General features: G+C 62.1%; 22 protein-coding genes and 2 pseudogenes. 2 read left to right on the plus strand and 22 right to left on the minus strand.

Annotated features, from left to right (window positions below):
* Positions 1-131 precede the first annotated feature (131 nt).
* From ABMA32_RS23285 to ABMA32_RS23310, 6 genes and pseudogenes are all read right to left on the minus strand, one after another.
* Positions 132-1,073, minus strand: coding sequence for a DUF2493 domain-containing protein (locus tag ABMA32_RS23285; RefSeq protein ID WP_349016136.1), 942 nt, complete (start codon positions 1,071-1,073; stop codon positions 132-134).
* A 247-nt stretch (positions 1,074-1,320) separates the two neighbouring features.
* Entirely contained in the window at positions 1,321-2,370 is a 1,050-nt protein-coding gene (locus ABMA32_RS23290) for a DUF7146 domain-containing protein (RefSeq protein ID WP_349016137.1), read from the minus strand.
* A gap of 15 nt (positions 2,371-2,385) precedes the next feature.
* A complete protein-coding gene (locus ABMA32_RS23295) occupies positions 2,386-6,924 on the minus strand; it encodes a strawberry notch-like NTP hydrolase domain-containing protein (protein WP_349016138.1) in 4,539 nt (1,512 codons plus the stop codon).
* Between the two features lie 520 nt (positions 6,925-7,444).
* Positions 7,445-8,449 (minus strand): annotated as a pseudogene (locus ABMA32_RS23300) (LLM class flavin-dependent oxidoreductase).
* 56 nt (positions 8,450-8,505) lie between these two features.
* Complete coding sequence (locus ABMA32_RS23305; protein ID WP_349016139.1) at positions 8,506-8,913, minus strand: DoxX family protein; 408 nt, start codon at positions 8,911-8,913, stop codon at positions 8,506-8,508.
* 7 nt (positions 8,914-8,920) lie between these two features.
* Positions 8,921-9,766, minus strand: coding sequence for an SDR family oxidoreductase (locus ABMA32_RS23310; RefSeq protein ID WP_349016140.1), 846 nt, complete (start codon positions 9,764-9,766; stop codon positions 8,921-8,923).
* Positions 9,767-9,883: 117 nt separating this feature from the next.
* Between ABMA32_RS23310 and ABMA32_RS23315 the strand changes: the two genes are divergently transcribed.
* Positions 9,884-10,282, plus strand: a complete 399-nt coding sequence (locus ABMA32_RS23315) for a winged helix-turn-helix transcriptional regulator (protein WP_349016141.1) — start codon at positions 9,884-9,886, stop codon at positions 10,280-10,282.
* A gap of 504 nt (positions 10,283-10,786) precedes the next feature.
* Here the strand turns inward: ABMA32_RS23315 and ABMA32_RS23320 are convergent.
* The 7 genes and pseudogenes from ABMA32_RS23320 to ABMA32_RS23350 all read right to left on the minus strand — a co-directional run bounded on the left by ABMA32_RS23320 (position 10,787) and on the right by ABMA32_RS23350 (position 16,976).
* Complete coding sequence (locus ABMA32_RS23320; protein ID WP_349016142.1) at positions 10,787-11,035, minus strand: hypothetical protein; 249 nt, start codon at positions 11,033-11,035, stop codon at positions 10,787-10,789.
* Between the two features lie 168 nt (positions 11,036-11,203).
* On the minus strand, positions 11,204-11,833 hold the full coding sequence (locus ABMA32_RS23325) for a DUF1419 domain-containing protein (protein ID WP_349016143.1): 630 nt from the start codon (positions 11,831-11,833) through the stop codon (positions 11,204-11,206).
* Positions 11,834-11,919: 86 nt separating this feature from the next.
* A complete protein-coding gene (locus tag ABMA32_RS23330) occupies positions 11,920-12,300 on the minus strand; it encodes a hypothetical protein (protein WP_349016144.1) in 381 nt (126 codons plus the stop codon).
* 85 nt (positions 12,301-12,385) lie between these two features.
* A complete protein-coding gene (locus ABMA32_RS23335; protein WP_349016145.1) occupies positions 12,386-12,862 on the minus strand; it encodes a hypothetical protein in 477 nt (158 codons plus the stop codon).
* 75 nt (positions 12,863-12,937) lie between these two features.
* The gene (locus tag ABMA32_RS23340; RefSeq protein WP_349016147.1) at positions 12,938-15,091 is read right to left on the minus strand and encodes a ParB/RepB/Spo0J family partition protein; all 2,154 of its coding nucleotides are present in this window, start codon (positions 15,089-15,091) and stop codon (positions 12,938-12,940) included.
* A 273-nt stretch (positions 15,092-15,364) separates the two neighbouring features.
* A pseudogene (locus ABMA32_RS23345) lies at positions 15,365-15,598 on the minus strand (DUF2958 domain-containing protein); the annotation flags it as partial.
* 181 nt (positions 15,599-15,779) lie between these two features.
* Positions 15,780-16,976, minus strand: coding sequence for a DUF932 domain-containing protein (locus ABMA32_RS23350; protein WP_349016148.1), 1,197 nt, complete (start codon positions 16,974-16,976; stop codon positions 15,780-15,782).
* Between the two features lie 286 nt (positions 16,977-17,262).
* Here ABMA32_RS23350 and ABMA32_RS23355 point away from each other — a divergent pair, with 286 nt between their 5' ends.
* The gene (locus ABMA32_RS23355) at positions 17,263-18,459 is read left to right on the plus strand and encodes a DUF1173 domain-containing protein (RefSeq protein ID WP_349016149.1); all 1,197 of its coding nucleotides are present in this window, start codon (positions 17,263-17,265) and stop codon (positions 18,457-18,459) included.
* A gap of 224 nt (positions 18,460-18,683) precedes the next feature.
* On the opposite strand, the gene ABMA32_RS23360 is transcribed toward ABMA32_RS23355, so the two are convergent.
* From ABMA32_RS23360 to ABMA32_RS23400, 9 genes are all read right to left on the minus strand, one after another.
* The gene (locus tag ABMA32_RS23360) at positions 18,684-19,994 is read right to left on the minus strand and encodes an APC family permease (RefSeq protein WP_349016150.1); all 1,311 of its coding nucleotides are present in this window, start codon (positions 19,992-19,994) and stop codon (positions 18,684-18,686) included.
* Between the two features lie 16 nt (positions 19,995-20,010).
* Positions 20,011-21,078, minus strand: coding sequence for a flavin-containing monooxygenase (locus ABMA32_RS23365; protein WP_349016151.1), 1,068 nt, complete (start codon positions 21,076-21,078; stop codon positions 20,011-20,013).
* Complete coding sequence (locus ABMA32_RS23370) at positions 21,078-21,644, minus strand: L,D-transpeptidase (protein ID WP_349016153.1); 567 nt, start codon at positions 21,642-21,644, stop codon at positions 21,078-21,080. The genes ABMA32_RS23365 and ABMA32_RS23370 overlap by 1 nt, the downstream gene beginning before the upstream one ends.
* Positions 21,645-21,680: 36 nt before the next feature.
* On the minus strand, positions 21,681-22,556 hold the full coding sequence (locus ABMA32_RS23375; RefSeq protein ID WP_349016155.1) for a foldase protein PrsA: 876 nt from the start codon (positions 22,554-22,556) through the stop codon (positions 21,681-21,683).
* Positions 22,557-22,567: 11 nt separating this feature from the next.
* A complete protein-coding gene (locus tag ABMA32_RS23380) occupies positions 22,568-23,200 on the minus strand; it encodes a DsbA family protein (protein ID WP_349016156.1) in 633 nt (210 codons plus the stop codon).
* 75 nt (positions 23,201-23,275) lie between these two features.
* Positions 23,276-24,022, minus strand: coding sequence for a L,D-transpeptidase (locus tag ABMA32_RS23385; protein ID WP_349016157.1), 747 nt, complete (start codon positions 24,020-24,022; stop codon positions 23,276-23,278).
* Positions 24,023-24,130: 108 nt separating this feature from the next.
* On the minus strand, positions 24,131-24,466 hold the full coding sequence (locus tag ABMA32_RS23390) for a hypothetical protein (protein ID WP_349016158.1): 336 nt from the start codon (positions 24,464-24,466) through the stop codon (positions 24,131-24,133).
* A 5-nt stretch (positions 24,467-24,471) separates the two neighbouring features.
* Complete coding sequence (locus ABMA32_RS23395; protein WP_349016286.1) at positions 24,472-25,458, minus strand: murein L,D-transpeptidase family protein; 987 nt, start codon at positions 25,456-25,458, stop codon at positions 24,472-24,474.
* Between the two features lie 622 nt (positions 25,459-26,080).
* The gene (locus tag ABMA32_RS23400) at positions 26,081-26,737 is read right to left on the minus strand and encodes a transglutaminase-like cysteine peptidase (RefSeq protein WP_349016159.1); all 657 of its coding nucleotides are present in this window, start codon (positions 26,735-26,737) and stop codon (positions 26,081-26,083) included.
* Positions 26,738-26,906 lie beyond the last annotated feature (169 nt).

Below are 26,906 nucleotides of genomic sequence, written 5' to 3' on the forward strand. Positions count from 1 at the left end.
CTCTCCTTCTGCTGCAACGCCCCGCCCCTCTGCCTCCCGCCTCTCCCTCTGGCGCGTGGCGACATGGTGCGCTTCGCCGGCTGTCGAGGAGCGACGCGCCGTGGTCGGCGCGTCGCCAGGGAAACCGGCGCTCACGCGCCGGCCTCCGTGAACCGCCAGACCGGGATGCCGAGACGGCGGGCCTTGTCGGCCAGGTTCTCGGTGATGCCGGAGCCCGGGAAGACGATCAGCCCGTAGGGCATCACGGAAAGCAGCTGGTCGTTGCGCCGGAACGGGGCGGCCTTGGCGTGCCGGTTCCAGTCGGGCTTGAAGGCGATCTGCGTGACCTTGCGGCTCTCGGCCCAGCAGGCGGCGATGCGCTCGGCGCCGCGCGGGCTGCCGCCGTGCAGCAGCACCATGTCCGGATGCTTCTCGCGGGCCTTGTCGAGCGCATCCCAGATCCGCTCGTGCTCGTTGCACTCAAGGCCGCCGGCAAAGGCGATCTTAGTGCCAGCCGGCACGAGCACCTCGGTCTCGGCATGGCGGCGCGCGGCGAGGAAATCGCGGCTGTCGATCACCGCCGACGTCATTGCCTGGTGGTTGACCTTCGAGCCGGTGCGAGGGCGCCAAGCCGATCCGGTCTGCGCCTCGTAGAGGTCGGCAGCCTCGTCGCGCATGATTTCCAGCACGTTGCGGCGCTCGATATAGGTGATGCCCTCGGCCGTGAGCCGTTCCAGCTCGACGGACTTCACCTCGGAGCCGTCCTGTTCGCTCTGGCTCGAACGCTGGGCGTCCTCATTGCGGTCGAGGCTGCGGGCCACGCGCTCGGCCGCGCGGTGGAAGACGTTGGTGAAGGACCAGAGCAGGTCGTCGAGATCGGGTTCGAGCCTGGTGTCGCCGAGCATGCCGGCGAAGGTGTCGATGATGCCCGCAAGCCCGGCCCGGATCACCTCATCGTCGGGCAGAGGTCGGGGATCCGGCTCGTCCTGATGCGGACGGTGGCCGTACATCTGCAGCTCAAGGATGACGCGGTCGGTCGGCGAGGAGGCGTGGTAGGGCTCGTAGGCGTCGTCGAAGGGAAGCTCGTAGGTCATGGCGTGTCTCCGTCGGTTGTGGCCGCGCCTGTCGCGGCCTGACAGCGCATCCCGGCCGCGCCCCGGGCGCGGCAGCACCGAAGGCCGAAGCGAAGCGGAGGACGGCGCAGCCGTTGCGGCCGTGACCGGGGGGTGGCAGGGGATCGCCTCTCAGGCAGGCCGCGGGCGCGGCCTCTCCGGCAGACTGCCGCCATGGCCGTGAAGCTTCCGGTGACGCCGGCTCTGCCCGCCTGTCGGCGAGCGCCGTTCATCCCGACGGCAGGAAGAGACGGGCATCCTCCGGGACGAGCTGATCGCTGAGCCATGCCACGAGATGGGTCGGGCCGAGATGGCGCAGATCGTCGTTGAAGTCGCCGAGCTGCGGCCGCAGCGCCAGAGCGAGGATCCCGGCCTCGCCTGCGCGCTGGCTGAGACGCTCGATGCCGTGTCGGCCGGCGGCGTCCGCATCGGCCGCGATGTAGAGGCGACGGCAGCCGGGCGGGAAGGTCAGGCCGGCGAGGTGATTGGCAGAGGTGGCGGCGGCCACCGGCAGCGCCGGCATCACCGCCCGCAGCGAGGCCATCGTCTCAAAACCCTCGCCGGCGGCCATGACCGGAACGAGCTTGCCGGGATCGAGGCCGAGCCAGATGCCGTTGCCAAGGAGATGACCGAGCGAGCGGCGCGGATCGGCGATCTGCGCCTTGCCGTTGCCGTCCGGAGCGAGCCAGGTTCTCTGCAGGCCCGTGATGCGTCCGTCGAGGCCGGTGACGGCAGCGATCAATGCCGGCAGGGTCAGCGTCTTGGCCGTCACGAGATCGCGGTAGTAGCAGCCCCGGTGGAAGCGCAGGGCGCGCTCACAAGCGGTCAAGAGAATGCCGCGGCCGGCGAGATAGCGTTCGGCCAGCGTGCCGGCGATCGGTTGCGACATGCCGAACAGACGACGCGCGGCGTCAGAGGAGCCGCGTGCCGCGGCGGGCTGGCGCTGGATACCGGATGGTCGGGACTGAGGTTCTGGTCGCGGCATGGCGAGGAAGCGACGCGCTTCATCGGCAACATCGCGGAATTCGACCAGGCCGCAGCTTTCGCGGATGACATCGAGCAGGTCGCCGTATTCGGCCGTCGCCTCGTCGACCCACTTGCCGGCCGGGCCTTTGGCATTGGCTTTCAGCCGCACATGCATGGAGCGGCCGCGCGTGTTGCGGACATCACCGATGATCCAGTGATTGCCGGAGCGACGGCCGTTGGAGAGATATTCGCGGCACACCGCTTCGGCCTGGTCGCCGAGACGGCGCGCCAGCTCGGAAGCCGAGCCGGTCATGGTCCCCTCCTCCGCTCAAGCCGCTGCGGCGCGGTCGGTGACCCCGACCAGCGTGTGGCGGTCGAGGAGGGAGGCGAGCATGGCCGGGCCCTGCGCGCCGGTTGGGATGAACAGCCTCAACTTCCAGGAGATGATTTCCGAGATCAGGCCCAAGGCCTTCAGGCGCGGCGCCATCGCGTCGGTGAAGCCGATCAGTTCGACACGATAGTCGTTCATGACGCGGCTGCGACGAAGGACCAAGCCTTCGGCGAGCTGCAACCCGATCCGCCCCTCGATCAGCCCGGTCCAGGCGTCCGCGGGCGCCAGCGTCGGCATATTGTCGATGCCGAGATTGCGCAACATGGTCGCGACCAGCGTCGGCTCGATGTGGCGGCCGATGATGCGCTCGCCGGCATCGGTCTGGATGCGATAGACCTGGCAATCATGGTCGGGCAAACGCCGCCAGATCGGCAGGAGCAGACCAGTGACGATGTGGAACGTGCTGGTGGTGAACTCCGGGACGGCAGCCACTTCCGCCTGCCACCGTTCGCAGAACAGTTTCCGGTCGGCTGGCTGCCAGTGGGTTTCCGCAAGGGCGTCGAGGCCGAAGCGCATCCCGTCGGTCGGTCGAAGCAGGCGCACGCGGTGCTCTATCGCGCCGTCATCGAGCATCAGGCTGGCGGTCGGCAACTGGATCGCTGCGCGGTTCGATCGCGTGTTGACCAGCAGGACCGATTGCTGTTCCGCACGGGCGATGGCCAGAGCGTCGGCCAGGCCGAGCGGGCGTATGCGGTCCTTGCGCGCGACGGTCAGCACATGCGACTGCGCGCCCGACACCGGATGCGTGTAGACGGTGCGACGATCGGTGACGACGATGCTCTCCGCCGTGATCGTCTCCAGACCCTTATCGTAGCTGCCGGCGGCAATAGCGCCCTCGACCTTCGCCGCCATAAGCTGCTCGAACACTTCGAACAGCAGATTCTGGGTTTCGATGCGCAGCGCCAGCAGCCGGTTGAGCCATGTCGTGATCGGCGGCAGCTCGTCGCGTAGTCCGCCTTCGTCCGTGGTCAGCGACAAGCCAGTGACCGTCTCGAAGGTCGTCAGCGAGCAGCCCTCGATCTTGCCCTGGTGGAGCAGCCAGTAGAACTGCCGTAGTGCGGCGCGGGCATAGGGGCTTTCCAGATTGTCCTCGGACCGGAACAGCCCTGCCCCGCCGGTCTGGCGCTGGCCGCGCGTGATCGCGCCCAGCGTGTCGAGTCGTCGTGCGATGGTCGACAGGAAGCGCTTACCCGCCTTCACATTGGCAGCCATGGGCCGGAACAGGGGTGGCTGTGCCTGATTGGTGCGATGGGTCCGTCCAAGTCCCTGGATGGCGTTGTCGGCGCGCCAGCCGGCTTCCAACAGGTAGTGCTTGCGCAGCCTCTGGTTCCTGGCCCCGAGATCGGCATGGTAGGAGCGGCCGGTGCCGCCGGCGTCGCTGAAGATCAGCACGCTTTTGTCGTCATCCAGGAAGCTTTGAGTTTCCGCCAGATTGGCCGAGCCCGGACGGTTTTCGACGGCAAGCCGGTCGATGCCATCGCGGCCGGTCTTCTTGACGATCCGCCGCGAGCGGCCCGTCACCTCGGCGACGGTGTCGGTGCCGAAATGGTGGAGGATCTGGTCGAGCGCGCTGCCGACAGGCGGCAGAGAGGCCAGCCTCTCGATCATCTCGTCGCGCCGGCGAACCGCTTCCCGGCACTGGACCGGGTTGCCGTCTTCGTCATGAACGGGCCGCGAATAGATGTTGCCCTCGGCATCCGAATATTCTTCAAACAGCTGCGTCGGAAAGGAGTGCATCAAATACCCGCCGACATACTCCCGCGGCGTCACGTCGACATGGAGATCTGACCATTCCTCGGTGGGGATCTCGGCAAGCCGCCGCTCCATCAACGCTTCGCCGGTCGAAACTATCTGCACCACGGATGAATAGCCGTCGGAGCGGTCTTGCTCGATCGCGCCGATCAATGTCGGCGTCATCATCGACGTGATCAAATGGCTGAAGAAACGCTGCTTGGTGCTCTCGAAGGCCGAGCGCGCCGCGGCCTTCGCGTTGCGGTTCAGTGTGCCGGCCTCGCTTGTGATGTTGGCCGCCTCGAGCGCTGCGGTCAAATTGTTATGAATGACCTGGAAGGCGTCCGCATAGGCATTGTAGATGCGGATCTGCTCGACGGTCAGTTCGTGTTCGAGCAAATCGTATTCGACGCCGTCATAGGAGAGCGAACGCGACGTGTAGAGGCCGAGTGACTTGAGATCGCGGGCGAGCACTTCCATCGCCGCGACACCGCCATCCTCGATGGCCGCGACGAATTCGGCGCGGTTGGCGAACGGAAAATCCTCGCTGCCCCAGATGCCGAGGCGCTGCGCATAGGCCAGGTTCTCGACCGCTGTCGCGCCTGTTGCCGAGACATAGATGACACGGGCGTCGGGCAGCGCGTGTTGCAGACGGAGGCCCGCCCTGCCCTGCTGTGACGGAGCGACGTCGCCGCGCTCGCTCTTGCCCCCGGCGGCATTGGCCATGGCGTGGGCCTCATCGAAGACAATGACGCCGTCGAAAGAATTTTTTGTCCCTGTCGCGGCTCCGCCGCTCCCCGCCGGGTCTTCTTTTCTCCCAGTCGGGCCTTCGGCCCTCCTCGCCTCTTGACCGACCCAATCGAGAATCTGGGCGATCCGGGACTTCTTGCCCTCGCGTTCCTGCGAGCGCAGCGTCGCGTAGGTGGTGAACAGGATGCCTTCGGCAAGGCGGATCGGGGTGCCTTGCCGAAAACGCGAGAGTGGCTGGACGAGAAGACGTTCCTGGCCGAGTGCTGCCCAGTCGCGCTGGGCATCTTCAAGCAGCTTGTCCGATTTGGAAATCCAGATCGCACGCCGCCGACCCTGCAGCCAATTATCGAGGATGATGCCGGCGACTTGGCGTCCCTTGCCGCAGCCGGTCCCATCGCCCAGGAACCATCCACGCCGGAAGCGGATCGCGTTCTCGACGCCTTCGGGAGCGGCCGACACGACATCGCAGGTTTCGTCGACCGTCCAGGCGCCGGCGAGATGGCCGGCATGCGCTTCGCCGGCATAGATCACGCTTTCGATCTGGGCGTCTGACAGCAGGCCCTCGTCGATGATCGCATCCGGCAGGAGGGGCCGATAGGACGGTTTCGGCGGCGCGACAGCGGCCATCGCGGCCGACTGGACCAGCGGTGTCGGATGCGGCTTGGCGCGAGCGATTTGGATCGACTGGAGCGCGTAGGGCTCGTAGATCGTGTCGGTGAGCCGGCCGCCGTCCTCCGGCATCCAGTCGCGCAGTTCATAGGAAAGGGGAACGGCAGGCGTGGCGCCGGGCACAACCGGTTGGGTGGGCTTCGCCCGGGTAACCGGACGGGCCGGTCGGACCGTCTTCGCAACGGACGCCTCGCCTGCGGCGGGTGCGGCACGCCCCGCGGGTCGAACTGCCATCCGCATGGTGGCATTGCGCAGGATGCTATTCGACAGGGCGCCGATCGAGTCCGGAAAGCCGCCCGGTGTGCGGGGCGGCAGATCGGAGATGCAGGATAGCAGTGTTTCGACATCTGGGACCTTGCCCGGCGAAACCACGAATCCGGACGGGTCGGACGCTGGCGTCTTGTCGATGATGGTCAGGCGGGTTTCCGCCGTTGTGCCATGGCGAGCATAGACACGTCCGTCGATCGCCGCGGTGAAGACGACCCTGCCCTGCTGCTGAAGCCGCTCGAAGGCGGGCCGCCACTTGGGATTTTCGGGAGAAAGCCCGGTGCCGGTGATGGCGACAAGTCGCCCGCCGGGACGCAGACGGGCAAAGGCCGAAGACACGTGCCGCCATGCCGCATCGGCGACATGGCCGTCGACATAGGCGCCGACGGTGAAGGGCGGGTTCATGAGGACGACGGAGGGCTGCACCGCCGCATCGAGATGATCGTCGATGCGGGCAGCGTCGTGCCGGAAGACTGGAGCGCGCGGGAATAGCAGACCGAGCAGATCGGCCCGCGTGGCGGCGAGCTCGTTGAGGGCGAGTGAAGCCCGGGCAATTTCGGCATGAACGGCGAGAAGGCCGGTGCCGGCCGAGGGTTCGAGAACGAGATCCGAAGATGAGATCACGGCGGCGCGGGCGGTGACGAAGGCGAGCGGCAGCGGCGTCGACAGTTGCTGCATGGCCTGGCTCTCTTCGGAGCGCCGTGTGTGGGTGGGAGCAAGATCGGCGATGCGTTTCATCATCGCCAGTGTCGCCTCGGGCGAGGTCGACCGGGACAGGATCGCCGAGCCGAAGCGATGCAGAAACAGAACCTGGGCGGCTTCGAGCGCCTCATAGGCGGCCTTCCAGACCCAGAATCCCTGGGCATCGGTGCCGCCGAAGCTGTCGCTCATGGCCGTGCGCAGTGCCGCGGACGTGATTGGCGTGCCCTGGTCGAGAAAGGGCAAAAGCGACGCCGCCGCCTGGTGAATCGTCTGCGCGGGGTCGACCGAGCCGGATGCCCGCGCGGCAAGGGGGGCGACCATGCGGGCGACGGTCGATGGGGTCGAAATAATGTTCATGGCGATGTCCTTCGAGCGAGAGTGTCGCCCCGCCGGCGCGCTCTCTGCGCCCCGGCAAGGCCGCACTCCTCCCGGCCCCGCTCTCCCTCCAGCGACGCAGAGCGAGATGTGGCGAAGGACTATTCAGGTAGGAAACTGCAGACTGCCCAGCGGCTGAAGGTCACGGCTGGAGTGGGATCGGTGGACCGCTGCTCGCGACCGAAGTACATGACGACTGGATCCTGCAATTGGATCGATCCTCACCAAGGAGCGCGTCTATGAAAAGACCACGCGACCTTTCGTCATGGAAGTGAAGAAGAAGCGCGGCAGTCCTGCAAAACCGCGGGCGATCTGGGCCAGAAACCCTGGGGATCCACCCATGACACGCATGTCTGAATCCAAGCAGTTCCAATTACGTCTCAGATGGGGCGGTGTGGCCGAGATAGGCTGGGAATCCGTCTGTCTGCTTTCCGGCGCTCGCACGCGCAAGCAGACGGAGGGTGAGGCCGAACTCCGACCGTGTCGATTCAACACGGAGACCCTATCGAAGTTGTTCAGCCACCTTAGTCGCTAAGAGCTCGATTCCTTTGGCGATCGTGGAGAAGGGTGGTGCACCGACATCGATTTGTCCAACGTAGCGCTGGGCGCCGGTGGCTTCCCTAAGTATCGAAATCTTGTCCACCACCTGCTGAACCGAGCCGCCAACAAAGGTGCCCGCGGGCGAAAGCATGTGCGCATAGGTCGCCGCCGGGATCGGACCGCGAAACATTCGACGCATATACCCCGAGTAATATGGGTAGAAGTCCTGCTGGGTTTCCTCAGCAGTCTCCGTGACGTGGAAATGCGAGAACAGGGAAATCTGGGCATCATCCTGCCGACGGCCTGATTGAGCCCACACGGCGCGATAATACGCGGCAATATCGGCATAGCCTTCCATGCTGCCGCCCAGCACGGGGATGACCAGCGGGTATCCGAGCTTTGCCGCGCGGGCCACGCTTCCCTCACTCAAAGCGCCTATCGAAACGGGCAGCCTGGCCTGGTGCGGGCGCGGGGCGATCTCGGCATCCTCCAGTGGCGGCCGGAATTTGCCTGACCAGGTGACGCGCTCATTCGAATTGAGCAGTTCAAACAGCTCAAGCTTCTCGGCGAAAAGGGCATCGTAGTCCTTCATGTCGAAGCCAAAGAGCGGAAAGTTGTCGTTGAAGGCGCCGCGCCCGAAGATGATCTCGACGCGGCCGCCCGAAACGAGGTCGGCCATGGAGAACTCCTAGAACGTCCGGACCGGATCTGCGGTGCTCAACAGTGTTGATGCGCTTGTAAAGCGGATACGCTTGGTCGCTGCGGCCAAGCCGGAAATGAGGGTCGCTGTCGCCGAGTTGACGAAGCCCAGCCCGTGGTGCTCACCAACGCCGATTACGTCGAGACCCGCATCGTCGGCGAGTTTGGCCATATCCATGAGCTGACGAGTGCGTTCTGTAGGTGTCGGCTTGTTGCCGGTGTGAGGATCGGCCACGATGTCGCCGAAGGTATAGATGCCGAGTTCCACGACCTGTCCTTTCGAGAAGAAGGACCGGGGCGCACCCCGATCCAATCTTGCGTTGATTAAGCGTCGATGCTGCCGCGCAGGACGGCTGGCGAGCCATAAGGCGAGGGCTTACGACGCGCACGGTTCTGGGTGAGGAACGACACCACTAGCAGCACCAGACCCACCAGCGACGGCGGCAAGCCGGCGAAGTCGGAGACGCCGATATGGGCGCCGGCTGCCAGAATCAGGTGGAAGAACATGCCTGCATAAGCCAGGTCCGACAGCGCCACGCTGAACCGCGAGAGGATCGTCGCGGCGGCCAGAAGCTTTACCACTCCGAGGATCGGGACGATGTAGGCGGGATATCCAAAGTTGACGAACAGGCCCTGAACCATCGGCATGTTGAACAAATACATCAACCCGCCGCCGATATAGATGAGCGACAGGAGGATTGTGGCGCCCCAATAAACCCATTTGATGTTCATGGCTGGACTACTTCAGGTTTGCGACAAGAACGTCGCGCAGGTCCTTTGGGGGACGGCCTGCGAGCTTCTCGACATCACCAGTCACCACGTCGAATGCGCCAAATGCGAAATCCTGCTGGATGCCGACAACCGCATTGATGACGAAGTCGGGCAGACCCATCTGCGCCATGCCAGTTTGCAGGGCCTCAACGGGAACCACGGCAAAGCCGATCTGGGTGCCGAGAACCTCCGAAGCCAGTGCCGCGCGTTCGGCGCCGGTGTAGCTCTTGGCACCGGTGGCATTGTAGATCGCTCCGGAATGACCTTCGGTCAGAACGATGCCGGCAGCGGCGGCAGCGACGTCTTCGCGGCTCACGAACGCCACCTTGTTTTCGGCAAGACCGGTCAAGGCGCCAGACGATGCCGATTGCTTCACTTCATCGGCGAGGGCTTGCGCATAATAGTTCATGCGCAGGATCGTCCACTGCGGTGCAGCCCTGATGAGCGCCTGCTCGCCGCGCCAGTAGCTTGCACCGATGGCGGGTTCGGCCTGTTCGCGGGTGCCGGCAGCCGACAGGAGCACGATGTGCTTTACACCGGCCGCAACGGCAGCGGCGATCGCGGTTTCGTTCTGTGAACCGCGCATGCCTGGGCGCAGGTCGCCTGTAGGAATGAGGATAACCTTGTCGAGCCCAGCATAGGCCGTCGCCAAGGTTTCTGGCTTGTCGTAGTCGCCTTCGCGGCCTTCGACGCCGTCCGAGCTTTTGGGAGTGCGGGAGATGGCGACGATCTTGTGGCCCTGGTTTCGGGCTTGCAATTCTCGGACGATGGCCCTGCCGAGGTTGCCGCTTGCGCCGCTGACACCGATATTCATGATTGAACCTTTCGATACGTTCAGTTAGAGCGTAGCGATATGAAGGTTCGTTGAACCCTGCGCAAGAACGCACGATTTCGAACGTCACGCACCCAGAGGTGCGCAATGGAGACGACGATGGCCAAAACCAATCTAAAGCTCGTCGAAGTGGACTATGCCTCAGAAGGCGAGGCAAACTGCAAGGCGCTTGGCCAGATTTTCGAGCGCATCGGCGACAAATGGACGATTATGATCGTCGGTGCGCTGTCCCGAGGGACTATGCGCTTTAATGCCTTGCAGCGGTCAGTCCCCGGATTGTCCCACAAAATGCTGACGACAACTCTCCGTGGATTGGAGCGCGACGGGCTCGTGACGCGCACGGCATTCGCCACCATTCCGCCCCGTGTTGATTATGAGCTCACAGAGCAAGGCCGCTCTCTGCATGGACCGCTTCTTACCCTTGCCTCATGGGCACGGTCGCAGCAGGACTACATTGAGGCATCGCGCAGGAATTTTGACGAACGCGCCGCCGAATAGGCTGCGGTTGTGCGTGTGAATTGATGCCTCGGCTTGTCTGGGTCAATGGTAGCTTTGCGAATTCAACTTTGAGGTCGAAACCGGTCATTTCCACCTTGAAAAAAGGAAGTGCTCGGCCAGTTCCTCATCTCCACCGAAGATGACACCCACCAAGACCATTCGGCGACAACACGGTCCAATCGAGGTACTCGAGCGTGGTGGGTTCTCGGCAAACAGACCGCGAAGGTGATGAAGTTGGGGCGCAAGGCAGCCTATTTCAGGGCGACCCAGCATCGTGGTGGAATCAGCGCCGGCGCCGTAGCAGACGGCAATGAGACGACCGCCAAGTGCGGCGTGCAGCCGATGGCATTGTCGGTGGGTGAGCAGCATGGACCCCCTCGGGCGCGTATGCCTCCTCATCGATGACGAAGGCGGCGAAGAAGGCTTTTCTGGCCATGGTGAGTTCCTTTCGAAGAATGGATGGAGCACACGCCCGCGATCGCCAACTCTTCGGCGTCGAGGTGCCTATGTGATCAGTATGGTTCTGGACGGTTGGCTGTCGGCCGGTCGCATTCGGTCGACGACGAAGACTTCGTCCGAATTTGCCTCGAAGAGCATCAGGATACGGTCGCCGACGGCGACGCACTCATTGATCCACTGATGATCGCAATCGCGGTATTTTGCGGCGCGATCGGGCGGGACATAGACGATGGTGAAATGCGACATCGTCTCGCCCGTCGGCGCGGCATAAAAGTATTCCTTTACCTCGATCACGACGCCGCCGGTGCTGTAGGAGGTCGAGACCGTGTCGCCAGGTCTGACCAGATCGGCGACGGTCGGGAACCCGGTGGCGTGCGCCGGTATCGGCGGTGATCGGGCACACCGAGGTCGGCCGTATAGGTCGAGTGCGCCTCCCAGACGTGTTTGGCGGTCGCGGACTGCTTATGATGGCTCCGCATCGCTCGCCCCTCCCCTTCTCGACCGTGCGCGGACGTCCGGCATGCGGCTGTCGATTTCTTCGTCGGACAGGTCCTCCAGCAGCTTCAGGATGGTGCCCTGCCCGGCGGCGTAAACAAGGATGGTCCGCTTGCCGTGATGTTCGACGGGCCAGGCGTCCGGGTTTGCCTCGCCGGCGATGCCCTTGAAGTCGGCATGGGTGGCGGACCAGATCGCCTCAAGCTTTTCCTTGCGGGTCATGCTGTCGACGGCGCCCGTCTCGTGGGCGATGATCGCCGCGCGCATGGCGTCCGGACTGCGTTTGTCGGAAAGGTCGCAGAAGCCGTGAAACCACCGTTCGCGGCCACGGATCCTGATCGCGAAAAACACGCTGGTAACGTTGCCGGCCTTGAATTCGGACATGCCGAACATGCCGGTTCGCTGGAACAGCGGCGGAAGGAGTGCGAGCATGAAGTGGTATTGCTCTGCGGCAATCTCGAAATACTCCCCGGCATAGGGCGTGCCGGAAATTTGATTTATCCCCGGGGTGTCTTTGTGCCGGTTGAAGAGCTGGAACATCTGCTCGCGTGCTGCGACGCCGTCGAACACTTTTCGGAACGGGAGATGACTGGACATGGCTGCTCTCCGGAAATGGCCGTTCGCCCTCCACAGCAGTGCTGTGGCGGGTGACTGTCGGCGGTGACGGGATCGGTGGACTGGATTCACGCAGCCCGGCGTTCGGCATCGCGTCCGATGGCGGTGATGGCGCGGACAGCCGCTGCGAGCGCTGGAATGTCGTCTAGCATGGTCAACGCAACGAAGTGATTGGCCCCGCCGGCAAAGTCCTTGCGGGTCTTGCAGGTCCTGATCAGGATGCCGTGTCCCGAGGACATACCGAACTGCCCGACTTGAATGTAGGCTCGGTCATGGTGCAGGGTGACTTCACCGGATACGGCGATGCCCGCCCTGTTCGAGCGGATTTCGAAGCTGCCGGGCGGCAGGGCAAGTTCGGCGGCAAGTTTCTTCAGCCGTGAACGGGCAGTCGTGTGAAAACGTCTCTTCTGCTGCTCGTCATATGAGCAGCTTCTGTTCCAGTCGAACATGTCGATCTCCATGAAACGGAACAGGCCCGGCGATCGCTTGCGCGACCCCGGGCCCGTCGTCGGTTTGGTTTATGCGGTGAAGAAGTCAGGCGGCCGTGCGACCCTCGATGAGGTCGGCGCCGACTTCGTCGGCGGAGACCTCCTCAAGATAGGCTCGGCTATACTGATTGTTCGCGAGCCAGCGTTTGCCCACCTCGCGGTTCCTGGCGAGATGCAACAGCTCCGGGCTGTCGCCGAGATCCTGCAGCACACGGACCATGCCGATCGCAGGACGTTCGACGATCTCGAAGCGGAGGTCACTCTCGACGGACCAGGTGCGCCGGACCGAGACGACGATGATGCCGTCTCCACCGAAATCGCCTTCATGCAGAGTAAAACAGGCCGGCGAAGTGTAGGTCGGCCGCTCGCGCGGTGGTTCCTTCTTTACCAAGCGGCCGGTGCCGTTGCGGCTCTCCCAGGCAGACAGCTTCTTTCTGAAGCGGTCGGGCGGCCTCGCTGTGCCGTCAAAATAGCGGATGAGGCTCCCCAGAGAGGCGCAATCGTAAATTGTATGTGCGGACATGCGTGTGTCTCCATGTCGGAAAACGGAAAAGGGCCCGGCCGAGGATGCCGGGCCCGGCGCGGAGCGGGAGGCCGATTACTCGGCGGCCTGGAGGTGGTCGGGTTCCTCGCCGGCGTCGGTCCCCGGTTCGTCGGAGGACGCTCCGGCATCGTCGGCGAGGAAGGCCGGAAGCTCTGCTGCATCGCCGTCGAGAGCCGTCTCGTCCGTCACATAGCCGGTGACGGCGTCGGCCGCTTCGGCAACCGCGTCGTCGCCATCGAGGCGCAGCGGCTCAGGCAGCCAGTTCGACCCTTCGAGAAGACGCGCGGCCTCACGTGCCATCAAGTCCTTCTTCATATGGTCGATCAGCTGCGCGGAGTCCTCGCCACGTGCTTCACGGACTGCCTGAACGATCCGGGCCTTGGTGACGCGGCCGAGATAGTTGTCCAATGTGGGCGACCAGCCAGCCTCGACCATGTCGAAGCCGAGCGTGGCGGCCAACTCATCGGCATGAGCAAGCGCGCCCGGCCGCTTGTTCCAGGGCTCGACCACGGCGTTGAGCGAGAGCGAAGCGCAGTGCGCGAACAGCGCCTTGCGGCTCGCCTCGTCGAGACCGAGCAAGAATTCCCACAGCTTGTCGCTGTCTGGCATATCCCTGTCCCAGGCCTCGTGCCGCTCGGCGATCTCCTTCGCCCAGGGAGTCTCGGCGAGACCCTGGACTTGGCCGAAGCTGTTGCTCACCATGCTGATCTCGAGGCAGCTGTCCTTGGCGGATCGGTAGAACACCTGCAGGACGAGGGCATGGAGCACCGTGACGAAGGCGATATCGACGTCACTTGCCAATGCGTTGCGCAGCGCAAGCGTCTTCTGCGCGGTGAGATCGAAAACGAGCCGTTCGGGTAGCGGCTTGATGCCTTCGTCCTCGGGTTCCTCCCGCGTATGGGATCCGCCGTTCGTGTGCCGACCGTTGACGACGACGCCATTAGCGCCGTCCTCGTCGGGCTGCGACACGTCGCGATCCTCGCTGTCAGCCTCCTCTTCGTCGTCGACTTCGGCGCGCGGCCCATCCTCGGGACGGACAAAGCCGGCTTCAACCTGAAGCTGGCCATTGACACCGAGGGTCAGGAACGCGCCGGCGATGGCCTTCTGCGCCGGATCGTAGACCTGGGGACGATCGCTGAACGCGTCGAGTTCGGCGCCGAGTTGATCGAGCTTGTTCTCGGTCTCCTGGTCGGCCTCCTCCATCTCCGCATACTTGGCGTCGAGCGCATCATACTCGGCCTTCGCGGCGTCGTAGCGGGCGATCTCCTCGGCGCTCAGCTCCGCGGGCTCGGCGTAGACACGCCGCATGCCGGAGGTGTGGCCATAGGGAAAGCTGATCGCCGCCTCGACCCACTTCCAACCGGCGGCGCGAACGGCCTCGGCATCGACCTTCAGCTTTTCGAAGACCAATTGCTCGAGGAGGGCGGCGTCCTGGAACCAGCCGCCGGAATCCTGCTCGAACAGGTCGCGCAGCACGACGCCGCCGGCAGCCTCGTAAACTTCGGCGCCGACATAGACTGCGCGGCGATCGTCAGCACGCACCGTGGTCTCCGTCAGCAGCCGCCTGATGTAATAGGGCTCCTGCATATTTGGGTTGTTGGAGATACGCTCCCAGACCTGCTCCTGGCGGGCATGGTCGTCCGAAATCGACAACGCCATGATCTGCTCGAGACGGATCTCATCCTTCTCGTAGAGCTCGAGCAGTTTTGGCGAGACCGAGGCGAGCCTCAGGCGCTGCTTAACGGTCGCCGCCGACACGAAGAAGCGGGCGGCGATCTCCTCGACATCGAGGCCCTGTTCCTTCAGCGCCTTGAATGCGCGGAACTGGTCGAGCGGATGCAGGTTCTCGCGATGCACGTTCTCGGCAAGCGAGTCCTCTTCGGCAGAGGTCGTTCCGCTGCGGTTGACAATGCAGGGGATCGGCTCGTTCTTCGCCAGACGCTTCTGCTTGACGAGAAGGCCGAGCGCGAGATAGCGGCGGCCGCCGGCGGGCACTTCGAAGATGCCGGTTTCGTCGCCATTTCCGTCGAGCATGGGACGGACGTTCAGGCTCTGCAAGAGCTTCCGTCGACCGATGTCGTCGGCGAGCTGCTCAATGGTGACGCCGTCCTTTATCCGGCGGACATTCTCCTGCGACAAGACAAGCTTGTCATAGGCGATGTTCTCCGAGGGGTTCATTGCGATCTTCTGAATGGCGCTCTTTGCCATGGTCAGGGTCTCCATGACGGGCGGCGCGGGGCCTCTCCCCGAACCTCCAAACCCGTCAGGAAACCTCCCCTCCCCCCCTCTGCCTCTCGCCGCGCCCCAGCCTCAACGCGGTTCGGTGACATCGACCCGACCTGCCTTGCGCAGAGCTTCGAGCATGCGGGCACATGATCCATCAGGATGTGGATGAGTGCCTGGCGATCCACGGTGACGGTCTTGCTGGTGCTGCGCGTTCGATCGTGCCACTCGTGCAGGACCTCGAACTCGTCCATGGTTGCCGAATGGCAGCTCGAGCCTGGCAAGCTCTTCGAGGCTGAAGAATCCGAGTTCCGGCGCGTCGTTCAGCTGCGCCATGCCGAATAGTATGTCGCCGTCCGCGTCGAGCTCCGTGGCGAGCCAGGTGCCGATCCCGACCGGATTGAAGAATTTGACCACCGGGACATGGTCGCGACCGCTTTGCGGGCCATTGGCAAGAAGTTGTTCGCGCTGGTCATTTGTCAGCAGCGGCAGCGGAGTGTTGGCGGTATGGATGGTTTGCGCTCCATGACGGGCGATCGAAAGCCGACCTTTCGATCTCGGGCCTGTCACATGACGAAAGGCGCCGTCCTCGTGGTGGTGAGGACGGCGCCTTGAAGCGGCGGGGATCGAAAACCGGCAATGCGATGTGCAGAATCGCCGGTCGGGGGTAGGATCAGTGGACCAGATCGAGGAGCTTCTTGGCTTTGCCTTCCAACTCAAGCCGGACATCCTGATGCTGCTTGTCACGCGCAATCCGGGTGATGCCCTGCACGAAATCGAACACGGATGCCGGCGGATGGCCTTCGTCTACGAGCACGGCGTCGATGATCTTCGTAGTCTCGCCCTTCGAGAAGCCACGCTTCCGGAGGAAGCTGGTTCGATCGTCATCGTCGCGTGCAACGATCCGCTCACGCGCCGCCTTGATGCCGTTGACGAACGGCATGGGCGAGGATTCGGCGAACTGGATCAGCGCCGGCTCGGCTTCAAGAGCAAAGCGCGACGCGGCATATTTGGAGTGCCGGATGGTGATTTCCTGGAAATCTTCGACCCCCCACAGATTCCTGTTGCAACACACGGCACGCAGGTAAAAGCTTGCAATTCCTAGTGTTTTGGCGCCGACCTCGCTGTTCCAGGCATAGAATCCACGGAAGTACAGATCCGCTTCACCGTTCGCCAGCCGACCGGCTTCGATCGGATTGAGATCGTCGACCAGGAACACGAAGATATCGCGGTCGGAGGCATAGAGCGTCGTCGTGTCCTTTGAGATATCGACGTTTGGATTGTAGATGCTGGTTGACCAGTCGAGCACCCCGGGCACTTTCCATCGCGTGTCGCCGGTGCCGTTGCCGGCGATCTTTTGGACCGCCTCGACGAGTTCGTGGTCGAAAATTCTCCCGTAATCGGGCCCTGTCACTGCTCGAAGCTCGAGACGGCCGTTTTCGATTTCGAGCGTTTTCACCTGCTCGGCGCGATGCGTGGAAAGGCCATATTGCAGATTAATGCCTGCGAGCGCGGCCGGAAGCTGGCGCAGATAGGTCGCGGGCGCGCCGACCAGGCTGGCGAGCTGACCAAAGCTCCAATGCGTAGGGGCGACAGGCGCGTGCGCGTCCGGCAGGATCAGCGTCAGCCGTTCCGGATTGTCGCGAGAGGCTTCCACGCGAAATGCTTCGCTTTCCACTATGCGGGTCTTGCTGCGTTCGGACCGCCGCTTCACCGCATTGTTGAGGTCGGTGAGGGACAGATAGCGTTCGTCGTCCGGGCGATTGAACCATTCCGACGAAACGCGGCCGATGCGCTGGCCGCGGTTGACGTCGACCTTGTAGCCGTTGGGCATCGTGCGCGCCGGTGCCTGAATCTCCATATGCGTCATGATCGTTCTCCGCGACGGGCGCCGGGAGCCTCTCTCCTGGCCTCGACCCGCCACCGCATCCCGGCCTCCCCTCTGCCTCTGCGTACGCCAGCCTGCGCGCGAACCGCGGGGGCGCCGCGGCAGCGCGCGTCTGCGTCGGAGATCACGCTCAACAGGACAAGGGTGGTGGAAGGCCAAGCGCGCCGAACCAGACACTGGATCCGAACATCATGAAGGTTGCACCGGCGACGAAACCGTGGATCAATGGCCCCTAGGGGATGCGGCGGCGTCCGGAGCGATGGAGGCGATGCGACGTTTCAAACTTGCTGACCAGGTGATCGAGGAGACGGCGTCGGACTTTCGGGATGCGATAGCCAACGCTTACCAAAGACGGATTCGACCGTTCTGCTTATGCAAAGAAGATGGGCTTGCGATGTACATCGCCCAAGTTGGCGACCAGTACATTGTAAAGCGGATGCCGCTCTCAGGGGGCGGGCACAATCCAGCTTGCCCGTCCTTTGAGGCGCCTGACGAACTGTCCGGTCTCGGGGGGCTGGTGGGCAGCGCCATTCAGATCGATCCAGAGAGTGGAATGTCTGCTCTAAAGGTTGGCTTCAGCCTGACAAAGCTTGGTACGAGGGGTGGTTCCGTTCGCGGTGAAGGAGGCTTGGATTCTGTCTCCCACGAGACCAAGAAACTTTCTCTTCGCAGCCTGCTTCAATATCTCTGGCATTACGCCGAGCTAACGGTTTGGACATCCGGGTGGGCAGGTAAACGGCACTGGTGGAATGTTCGGTGGCATCTGTTCGAGGCCTCCCGTCAAATGATCGTGAAAGGCGGCATGCTGAGCGATGTTTTGTTCGTTCCGGAGCCGTTTCGTGTTTCGGATAAGTTGGCGATCGAGCAGCGGCGAGCCACCGCGCTGTCGCCGGCATTGCCGCCAAGGAGCGGGCCGCGAAAGCTGCTAATCCTGCTTGGAGAGGTCAAGGACTTCTGGCCGACGCGGACTGGTCATCGACTGATCGTCAAGCACATGCCGGACTTTCCACTTCTTCTTGATGAGAGTCTGCACCGTCGGCTTCGAGCTCGTTTCGAGAACGAGATCGCACTTTGGGGCGCCGATCAGGACTCCCATCTGATCGCGATCATGACCTTCGGTCTCACGCCTGTCGGGCTCGCTGCTATTGAGGAAATGGCGTTGATGGTCGTGTCCAAGAACTGGATCCCCTATGAATCCGTATATGAAAAGAAGCTGGTTGATACGATTGCCAACGTTCGAGAACGAAGTGTGAAAGGGTTACGTTACAATCTCTCCGCAGACATGCCGACTGCGGCTGCCACATTGCTGACCCATCCGCAACCAGTTGGCTTATATATTGTTCCGCCATCAGCCGACGGCGCATACGAGCGAGCTCTTGGCGAGCTTATTGCCTCCCGACCGGAGTTTGATGCTTGGATCTGGCGCACGGCTGAAGGGGAGATGCCACCCCTGCCATCTCTGTAATTTGGCGCTTATCACATAGTTGTTGAACGGCAGCTGGCGTGCAGTGACAGGTCAATGCAGAACGTTAGCTCTTCGAATCTCACTTGCGCAGCGGTTCGGCCTCACCGGCACGTTCTCCTTCATTGTCGGAGATCACGTCATCATGGGACGGTTGGGAGATCCGTAAGTGAGTTCCTCGGTTCCGATCAAATCGGAAATTGGGCTGTAGATAGCCGCGCAGTTGGCTATCTCATCATCCGCGGTGAATTGCAGCTAATGATGAGATAGGGCAACGCTCCGAGGATGAATGCTGCGGAAAAAGCCAGGTAGACCTTCCATTCGTACTGAGCTGCGAGAACAAGAGAGCTCAAGATGCCGAGCACTGCCGTTACGGGCAACTTGCCAATGGATGGCAGCCGGAACGGCCTTTCGAGATCGGGCTGTGTGAATCTCAGCACAACAACCGCAGTGTTGATCGCAGCAAAGACCAGCGTCACACCCAGCGACGACAGACTCGCGACGAACCCTATTTCGCCAACTGCTGCGAAGACAATCGCTACCGCAAGAAATGCCAGCGCGCCGACCCAAGGGCTTCGACCTTCGGTCGTTATCGACGAAAGAATTTTCGGCAGATCGCCAGCGCGGGACATGCCGAAGAGCAGCCGGCTTCCCGACAGTGATGCGCTTAGAACGGCATTGGCCGTCGCGAGCAATGCCGCGCCGATGATGACGATGCCAAATGCGCCGCCAAGTCTGGCCGCCGCATCGGCAAGGGGAAACTGGGAACCGGCCAGTTGCTCGGCTTCAATGAGACTTAGGACACCAAGGATAACTGCCAAGTAGACGACGGTTGTGACCCCGAGAGCGATCATGAAGGCGCGCCATAAATCGCGTTCCGGCCGCCGGGCCTCCTCTGAAAGGGAGGCCATGTGCTCGTAGCCGGAATAGATAAAGAAGAGGATCGCTGTACCCTGAACAACGCCAGCAAAGTTCGCTGGCCAGGTTACGGCATCGGTAATAGGACGGGGGCCGATTGAAATCGCGAACGCAGCGAAGCCGACAAGGCAACAGACCTGAAAGACGGTCAGAGCGGCGCTGACGAAGGATGCCTTGCCGATGCCTGACACGTTGATCGCCGTCGCTACCGCCATCAACCCGATAGCAATAGCCGTCGGGGCGACCGACAGGAAAGTCTGCGCATAGTTCCCAAATGTGAGAGCAACCGTAGCGAGGGTCGCCGCACCGTGAACCGCGATAAAGACACCTACGGCGAAAGCTATGGCCGGGGCGTCGGGAAACGTTTTGCGCAGAAAGTTATGCTCGGCCCCGGCGCCCGGAAGCGCGGAGGCGATTTCTGCGTAGGAGAGACCTGAAAAGCCTGAGATGACGGCCGCGAGCAGGAAGCTCAGCCAAATACCATCGCCGGCAGCCCCCGCAGCAGGCGCGATCACGGAATAGATGCCTGCCCCAATGATCGTGCCCACGCCATAAAGGGACAACCGGACCAGGCCCAAAGACTTTGTCAGTCCTTTTGAATTTTCATTCCCAACCGCCATCGGGGGCTCCGTTCCGTTATCTTGCCGCCGGTTCTTGTTTGTGTCCCAGTAGTTGAGCGACGATCTGCTCGGCATCCGGTCCCGCACCCATGATCAAAGCCGAAGCTCGGTTGCGCTGCCAGGGCCGTCCGACAAAGTAGAGCCCCTTCACGGGTGAGACCCCTGCCCTATGGAGGAACGTTCCATTCTGATCAGTCGCTCCAGGCACGTGAAGCCATGAGCTGTCGTCGCGATAGCCGACCGCCCAGATGATGGTGCGGACGTTCGCGGAACTTCCATCTGCAAAGCGCGCCTCGTTGCCGGACGCATCCACGAGCCGGGGCACGATGCGCACACCCCGTTTCTCCAGCCTGGCATTGCCGTTGCCCCGGTCCGGAAACGCATCAGCACGTTTCAGCCGCCGGCCGATCCATGACTCGGCCGGCGCTCTCAGCGTTCCGGTGACGTCCAGCCACCACCAGATCGATTTCCCGAGAAATCTTTCGGGGAACAGTTTGCGTGGCTTGCCTGCCGCTAGAATAACGGGTTGCAGCTTCCGGCATTCGATGGCGATATCGCGACCGCTCGCGCCGTCTCCGACGATCAGAACGGGGCCGTCCGGCAGTTGTCGGGAGTTACGGTAGGTCGCACTGGTGAGATGCAACACCTCGTTTCCAAACCGTGCAATGAGGTCGGGCACGATTGGAACCTGAAACCCGCCGGTCGCCACGATCACATCGCAGGCCTCAATCGTCTCACCATTCTGGAAGGTGGCTTCAAAGGCGCCACAATCAATCTGAACCACGCGGGCGACGGCATGCCCAAGCCGGACGGGCAGCCCGAAGCGTCCAGCGTAGCTTTCCAGATAAGCAGCAAACTCGTCGCGGTCGGGATAGAGTTCACGATTGCCGATGATTTCGAGCCCCGGAAGCGTGCTGAACTGGCGCGGGGTGAACAGGGTCAGCGAGTCGTATCGAACGCGCCAGTTGTCCCCAATGCGGCGTCCGGCATCGACCATGACAAAAGGCACGCCGGCCTTCTGAAGGTGATAACCGGCAGCGAGTCCTGCCTGTCCAGCTCCGATGACCAGAACAGGCCGTAGCATCAGCCCGCCACCACGACCTGCGCTCCGACGGGCACACGTTCGTAGAGATCCTCGACATGCTCATTCACCATACGGATGCAGCCGTTGGAAACGGCCTTTCCGATCGTCCAGGGCTCAGTGGTGCCGTGGATCCGGTAAAGAGTGTCGCGCCCCTCGCGATAGAGATAAAGTGCTCGCGACCCGAGAGGATTGCCTGGTCCGCCGGGCACCCCTTTCGCGTATCTGGCATATTTTTTGGGATCGCGCCGGATCATGTTGTCGGTTGGGCGCCAACTCGGCCATTTGGCCTTACGTCCGACTACCGCGGAGCCGGAAAAGGCCAAGCCGGCTCGCCCGACGCCTATGCCGTAACGTCTCGCCAGACCCTGACCCTCCATAAGGTAGAGAAAGCGGTCGTGCGGTGTGACGACGATCGTGCCGGACGGCTGGTCATAGGCCACGCCGACGATTTGCGGCAGGAAACGCGCATCCAGCTCGAACGGCTTCTGGGCTTTTGCCGCGACAGAGAACCGGGAAGATGACAGGAGTGTCAGCATCCCCAGACCGAAAGACCTGCGATCGATCATGGCGACACCTCGCTGGTGCCGCGAAGTTTGAGCCGCCTAGTGATCATGCCCGTCCTCCGTCTGGGGCGGCGACACATCAGGGACGAGCTTTTCGATTTCTGCGCCAGTGCGAATTTCCGAGATGATCCTCTGCTCCTCGGCAGCTTCCAAAGCTTGCCGAATTTGAGGTGCGATGGTCTCGAAGGGAGGAGCCGGTCTGTTGCGCTCGTCCTCAAGCATGACGACATGGAAGCCGAAGGCGCTGGCGACAGGTTCCTGGGTAAATTTGCCCGGTTTTAGCGCGCCGGCTGCCGCGTCGACCTCCGGCAGGGTCTGTCCCTCCGCTACGAAACCCAGGTCGCCTCCGTTGGCTTTCGAGACGTCGTCGGCCGAACGCTCTTTAGCCAGTTCCGCGAACGGCTGACCGGTTTTGAGCGCCTCGATGACGTCCTTCGCCTCGTTTTCGTTTTGAAGAAGAATGTGCCGAAGTCGCCGCTCCCGGACGACCGGGATCTTGCCCACCTGCTCGTCATAAGCAGCTCTTACCGCTGCGTCGGTCACCGCAGAGGCGACCCGCTGTTCGAGGAAGACCGAACGCAACGTCTGTGCCTCGAAGAACGCCATTTGCCGTTTGTATGCATCCTGGTCCGTGGCGCCCGCTGCTCGGGCGGCATCGGAGATGATCCGCAGTTCGATCAGGGCATCGACGAGAACAGAGCGCTTTGCATCCTCGGGCATCTGGCCCAGTTGCTGCGCATACATCTGTTCGGCGAGGGCAAGGTCTGCTGCCGTGATCGCGTTGCCGTTGACACGGGCAAGGACCTCGCTGTCCTGACTGTAGGCCAACGGTGCGAGCGTTAAAATCGTGGATGCTACGGTCGCAAGAGCCAGCAGCCGGACGGTGAGTTTGGTTTTGAAGTTGTGTGCGCCCATGGCAGCCTCCCTTATTGTTTGCCTTCAGCGACCAACGGATCGATGATCTCGCTGAACTGTTCGAGGCTGAGCGCGCCCTTTCGCATTTCGCCGTTGACGAAGAACGTCGGCGTCGAATCCACGCCGAAGGACTTTCCGGCTTCCGCAACTGCCGCGACCTGTTCGAGAAGCGCCTGATCCTGCAGGCAACTCTCGAAGCGAGCCGTGTCCATTCCGGTCATGCCCATCAGGGACTTCAGCGCGGCCGTTCCGTCCGAAACGCGCGCCCAATTGTCCTGGGACCGATAAAGCAGGTCGATGGTGGCGTACCACTTATCGTCGCCCGAGCACCTGGCCAGCATGAAACCGGCAGATGCTCTGGGGTCGAACGGGAATTCCCGCATGATGAAACGAACCTGGCCGGTATCGACGTATTTCTTCTTGAACTCCGGCCACACATTGACGTGAAAGGTCCGGCAGTGAGGGCAGGTGAGTGAGGCATATTCGATCACGGTCACGGGAGCGTCCTCAGCTCCGAAGCTCTTCTCGGGCAGGGCGCCCGCCGCAAGCAGTTGGTCGGGGGTTGGTTGCGCCGCCAGCAGGGCGGGAAAGGCGACGGCTCCTGCAAAGGCTGACAGGCCGACTATGACGTTACGACGTTTCATTTCCGGATTCCTTGTTTAGGCTCGAATTCTGCAAGCTCTAGCCCCTAGAGAGGCAAGCGCGTTCGCGGGCATGGGTCATCCGACCATTCCCGTCCCGCTGCGCACGATGATCGGCGTCGGCGTCGCGACACGACCGTAGAGGTCGATGATGTCCTGGTTCATGAGGCGGACGCAGCCGCTGGAGACCGCCTTGCCTATGGTCCAGAATTCAGGTGTCCCATGCAGGCGATAGAGCGTGTCCTCGCCATTCTGGAAAATGTAGAGCGCCCTGGCGCCGAGCGGGTTTTCGAGCCCCGGCGGCTGGCCGCCATTTTCCGCGCTGTATTTTTCGAGTTCAGGCTGGCGCGCGATCATTTCGGCGGGGGGCGTCCATTTCGGCCACCGCTGCTTCCACTGGATGACGCCCTCACCCGACCAGGTGAACCCTTGGCGTCCGAGACCGACGCCATATCGCATCGCCTTGCCATTGGGGCGAACGAGATAGAGAAAATACGCTCTCGTATCGACGACGACGGTGCCCGGACGTTCGCCCGTTGGGTCGTCGACGAGCTGGCGGTAGAAGCGCTTGTCGACCTTGGTCAGATCGACTGCCGGTATTGGAAAATCCTCCTCGGGCATCGCCCGATACATGGAAAGATATGAGGTATCGGCGGCCGGTTCGGATTCAGCCGACCTGACAGTCGGTGAGTTTACGGTGGTACAGGCCGGTAGGACCAAAGCGCCTGCCGATGCCGCAGCAAGGGCCAGGAACTGCCGCCGGGACGGACTTTTCTCGCGTGATGTCTGTGTCAAAGCTTCGCTCGCAATAGGGTAGGGGTTCATCGCTTCGGATGGAAGCGAATGTGCAAGGCGAGCTACGACTGTGGGATGGATGCTGAGTTCGCTCGAGTATCATCCTCAAGGTACAGGATCCTTTGCCGCCGCGTTCGCCTATCCGGCCGGTCTGGGCGGTGGGACGACGATGGCGATTGATGTCGGCGGGAAATCGTTCGCGCGGTTCTCGATCGGCAGCGGGCTCTTTTGCAGGAAGTTCTGCGAAAGCCAGATAGTGAACCCATGACACTGATCGTGGCACTTCGTCGTGGCGTGAGCCGGCGGCTGAGAGGAGTCGTCGCCTCCGTCCGGTCGATCGAGGCCCCCGCCGCTGTCGGTCATGTCATCGAGAACCGAGATCATCTGGTCAGTCTCTCCGGCGGCAGACGTCGGCGCGGCCATATGCAGAGCGATCACAAAGGCCATGAGGAGGGCGAGGACGGTTCTGAGCATTCGCCTCATTCCTGCGGCGAATGTGGATCGGCCAGCGCCGCTTCCGGGCGGCTTATCGGTACCGATGTCAGCGACGTGCGCTTGGCCAGCGCTTTGTCCCCATTTCGCTCCAGGAGTTTTCGGAACGTGGGATGCATGCCGCCGTCACTGTACGCATGGGCGGAGACCGTCGAGCCGCTGATGAGCAGGCGCTCCGCAGCCGCGAGATCGGCCTGCGTCCTTTCTGCAAACGCCATCTCTGGCGAATTCGCAACCGGAGGGCATGCCGCAAGCGGGTCGCGAGGCTCGCCTTCCTCGAACTCGGCGTCGAAAACGTAGCGGCGGCCACAGTAGAATACCTTCGGTTGCCGTCGACCAACTTCGAAAATGTCGTATCCGCGCTTCAGGTCCGCCCAGAAGGAGAAGTTTGGGTCGTTGCGGTTCTTGGCCAAGTTCTGCGGCGTCATGCGAAACGGGAAAGCCTGGACCTGGAACGCGCTCTGGCCGCCTCTCAGCGCCTCCCTTGCAACCGCATAGATTTCGGAAACCCCTTCGTCGGTCAGCGCGTAGCACCCTGAAGACGAGCAGGCGCCATGGACCATGAGCGCCTCGCCCGAGTAGCCGAGCGCCGCCTCGAGCCGGTTTGGATAGCCCAGGTTGAACGACAGATAATACTGGGAATTCGGATTCAGCATGCCGGCGTTGACATGATAGAAGCCTTCCGGCGCCTGACGGTCTCCATTTCTGGTCTTCGGCCCCAGCTTTCCGGACCAGCGGCACATCGGATAGGTTTTCAGAAGGGCGAACTGGCCTGTGCGATCGCGCTTCCAGATCTCCAACTCACTTTCCTGCTTGAAGATCCGGATGAGAATCGGCGCGGACGGGGACATGGATTTCCGAGACATCTCGGAAACAAGCGCCGCCGGGATGGGCTGTGTCGCCTTGCCGTCAACGTCCAGCACAGTCGAGACACATGCGCTCAGCACGAGTACGAGCACACAGATCCCGACCATCCTGATCGCTTGCAGCATTCTTCTCAATCCAGTGCATTCTGTTGCGCAGCTTCCAGCCCGCCAGCCAAGTTTTCTCAGTTTCGACTTATCATAGTTAAGATGAGGTTGCCGCCAAACTGTTCGGCGAGCGGCAAAGAACCGCAGCAATCAACTCTCCTTATCGCCACAAGGATGGGCTACATGCCGGACTTTGCATCATGATTGAGGGTTTCAAGCCAAACCATGCCCCATGCATTAGATCGGATTAGCGTCGAAGACACACGAATCCTCATGCGCAAAAGGGCGCGATGGAATGTTGTGATCGCCTTGTCGCTGGCTGTTTTCGTCGTGGCGGTGTTCGTGGTCAGCTTTGCCCATATCCAAAGCGAGGATGGACCGCCCGCACCAACCCAAGGCCAGACCTCGGAGTGATCACCGAGGCTTGAGTGGCTTGTCATCACCGACAGTGGAAAGCTGGACGGGTAGTGAACTCAGAAACCGGTCTATTCTCGATGTTTTCGCGCCTAGGAACCTTCATGACAGTCGGGTCAATGGCCTATGTTCTGCTCGCCACCATATTCTGGCTCGCTTGCATCGGGCTGGGGCATAACACCATGGAGATGCTTTATGGTGGGACTGCGGTCTATCTATTGACACTCGCAGCGGCTGTGGAGGGAGCTTGGCTTCTTCCTGAAGACGCCATGAGATCGTCTTCATTGACGAGGCTCACCCAGCGATTCAGGTCGCGCTGGGATTGACGTTTCAGATAGTAAATCTCGGTATCCCGCCACAAGAGAACCTTCTGCTCTATATTGTCGAGTATGAAATCTCCCAGGTCGGTAACGACGGTTAGAACCGCGTGTCCGCCGCCCTTGGAGTCGCGGGCGACCGTCATCAGCAGCGCTCCGAGAGGATAGCCCATTTCGTTCAGGCGTTTTCGTTTCAAAAGGGCGTAGTCTTCGCAGTCCCCCGCTGCCGTCGGATATTCCCAGCGTTCCTCGACACCGTAGATTTCCATGTCCGTCAAAGGTGCGACCGCCGCGTTCACCTCTGCGTTGACGGATACGATCTCTCGCCAGCGAGGCTTTGTAAGCTGGACGCTTGCTCCGTCCGGATCGCGGTCGCAGAGATTTGCGTAGCGTCGGCAGTACTCATAGTAGCCGACCGGCATGGTGGTGGCGCCGAATGTTTGCATGTTCCGGACGAGGGCCGGTTGTGTGGGATTAAAATGAAGGGCGTTTGCCGACGCTGCGACGCAAGAAACCCCCAGCGCAACCGCGACGATCAAAAAGCGGATCATTTCTGCACTCTCCCCGAAATCACAATAAGGAGAGCATAGGGGGGACAGGTCAAAATGCAGAAAAATCAACAGGTTAGATTATAGTCAAAGTATCATAGAAGTTGCTGGAATATTTCAATCGATCATTCACCATGCAGTTACGGCCGCGGTTCAGCCTGTTCAGTTCGAA

It is taken from the genome of Mesorhizobium quangtriensis, assembly GCF_040081925.1.
Lineage (GTDB): Bacteria > Pseudomonadota > Alphaproteobacteria > Rhizobiales > Rhizobiaceae > Mesorhizobium_K > Mesorhizobium_K quangtriensis.

Coding starts and splice junctions, on each gene's coding strand:
- ABMA32_RS23285 (WP_349016136.1), bottom strand. CDS start 1,073: ATGACCTACGAGCTTCCCTTCGACGACGCCTACGAGCCCTACCACGCC.
- ABMA32_RS23290 (WP_349016137.1), bottom strand. CDS start 2,370: ATGACCGGCTCGGCTTCCGAGCTGGCGCGCCGTCTCGGCGACCAGGCC.
- ABMA32_RS23295 (WP_349016138.1), bottom strand. CDS start 6,924: ATGAACATTATTTCGACCCCATCGACCGTCGCCCGCATGGTCGCCCCC.
- ABMA32_RS23305 (WP_349016139.1), bottom strand. CDS start 8,913: ATGAACATCAAATGGGTTTATTGGGGCGCCACAATCCTCCTGTCGCTC.
- ABMA32_RS23310 (WP_349016140.1), bottom strand. CDS start 9,766: ATGAATATCGGTGTCAGCGGCGCAAGCGGCAACCTCGGCAGGGCCATC.
- ABMA32_RS23315 (WP_349016141.1), top strand. CDS start 9,884: ATGGCCAAAACCAATCTAAAGCTCGTCGAAGTGGACTATGCCTCAGAA.
- ABMA32_RS23325 (WP_349016143.1), bottom strand. CDS start 11,833: ATGTCCAGTCATCTCCCGTTCCGAAAAGTGTTCGACGGCGTCGCAGCA.
- ABMA32_RS23330 (WP_349016144.1), bottom strand. CDS start 12,300: ATGTTCGACTGGAACAGAAGCTGCTCATATGACGAGCAGCAGAAGAGA.
- ABMA32_RS23335 (WP_349016145.1), bottom strand. CDS start 12,862: ATGTCCGCACATACAATTTACGATTGCGCCTCTCTGGGGAGCCTCATC.
- ABMA32_RS23340 (WP_349016147.1), bottom strand. CDS start 15,091: ATGGCAAAGAGCGCCATTCAGAAGATCGCAATGAACCCCTCGGAGAAC.
- ABMA32_RS23350 (WP_349016148.1), bottom strand. CDS start 16,976: ATGACGCATATGGAGATTCAGGCACCGGCGCGCACGATGCCCAACGGC.
- ABMA32_RS23355 (WP_349016149.1), top strand. CDS start 17,263: ATGCGACGTTTCAAACTTGCTGACCAGGTGATCGAGGAGACGGCGTCG.
- ABMA32_RS23360 (WP_349016150.1), bottom strand. CDS start 19,994: ATGGCGGTTGGGAATGAAAATTCAAAAGGACTGACAAAGTCTTTGGGC.
- ABMA32_RS23365 (WP_349016151.1), bottom strand. CDS start 21,078: ATGCTACGGCCTGTTCTGGTCATCGGAGCTGGACAGGCAGGACTCGCT.
- ABMA32_RS23370 (WP_349016153.1), bottom strand. CDS start 21,644: ATGATCGATCGCAGGTCTTTCGGTCTGGGGATGCTGACACTCCTGTCA.
- ABMA32_RS23375 (WP_349016155.1), bottom strand. CDS start 22,556: ATGGGCGCACACAACTTCAAAACCAAACTCACCGTCCGGCTGCTGGCT.
- ABMA32_RS23380 (WP_349016156.1), bottom strand. CDS start 23,200: ATGAAACGTCGTAACGTCATAGTCGGCCTGTCAGCCTTTGCAGGAGCC.
- ABMA32_RS23385 (WP_349016157.1), bottom strand. CDS start 24,022: ATGAACCCCTACCCTATTGCGAGCGAAGCTTTGACACAGACATCACGC.
- ABMA32_RS23390 (WP_349016158.1), bottom strand. CDS start 24,466: ATGCTCAGAACCGTCCTCGCCCTCCTCATGGCCTTTGTGATCGCTCTG.
- ABMA32_RS23395 (WP_349016286.1), bottom strand. CDS start 25,458: ATGGTCGGGATCTGTGTGCTCGTACTCGTGCTGAGCGCATGTGTCTCG.
- ABMA32_RS23400 (WP_349016159.1), bottom strand. CDS start 26,737: ATGATCCGCTTTTTGATCGTCGCGGTTGCGCTGGGGGTTTCTTGCGTC.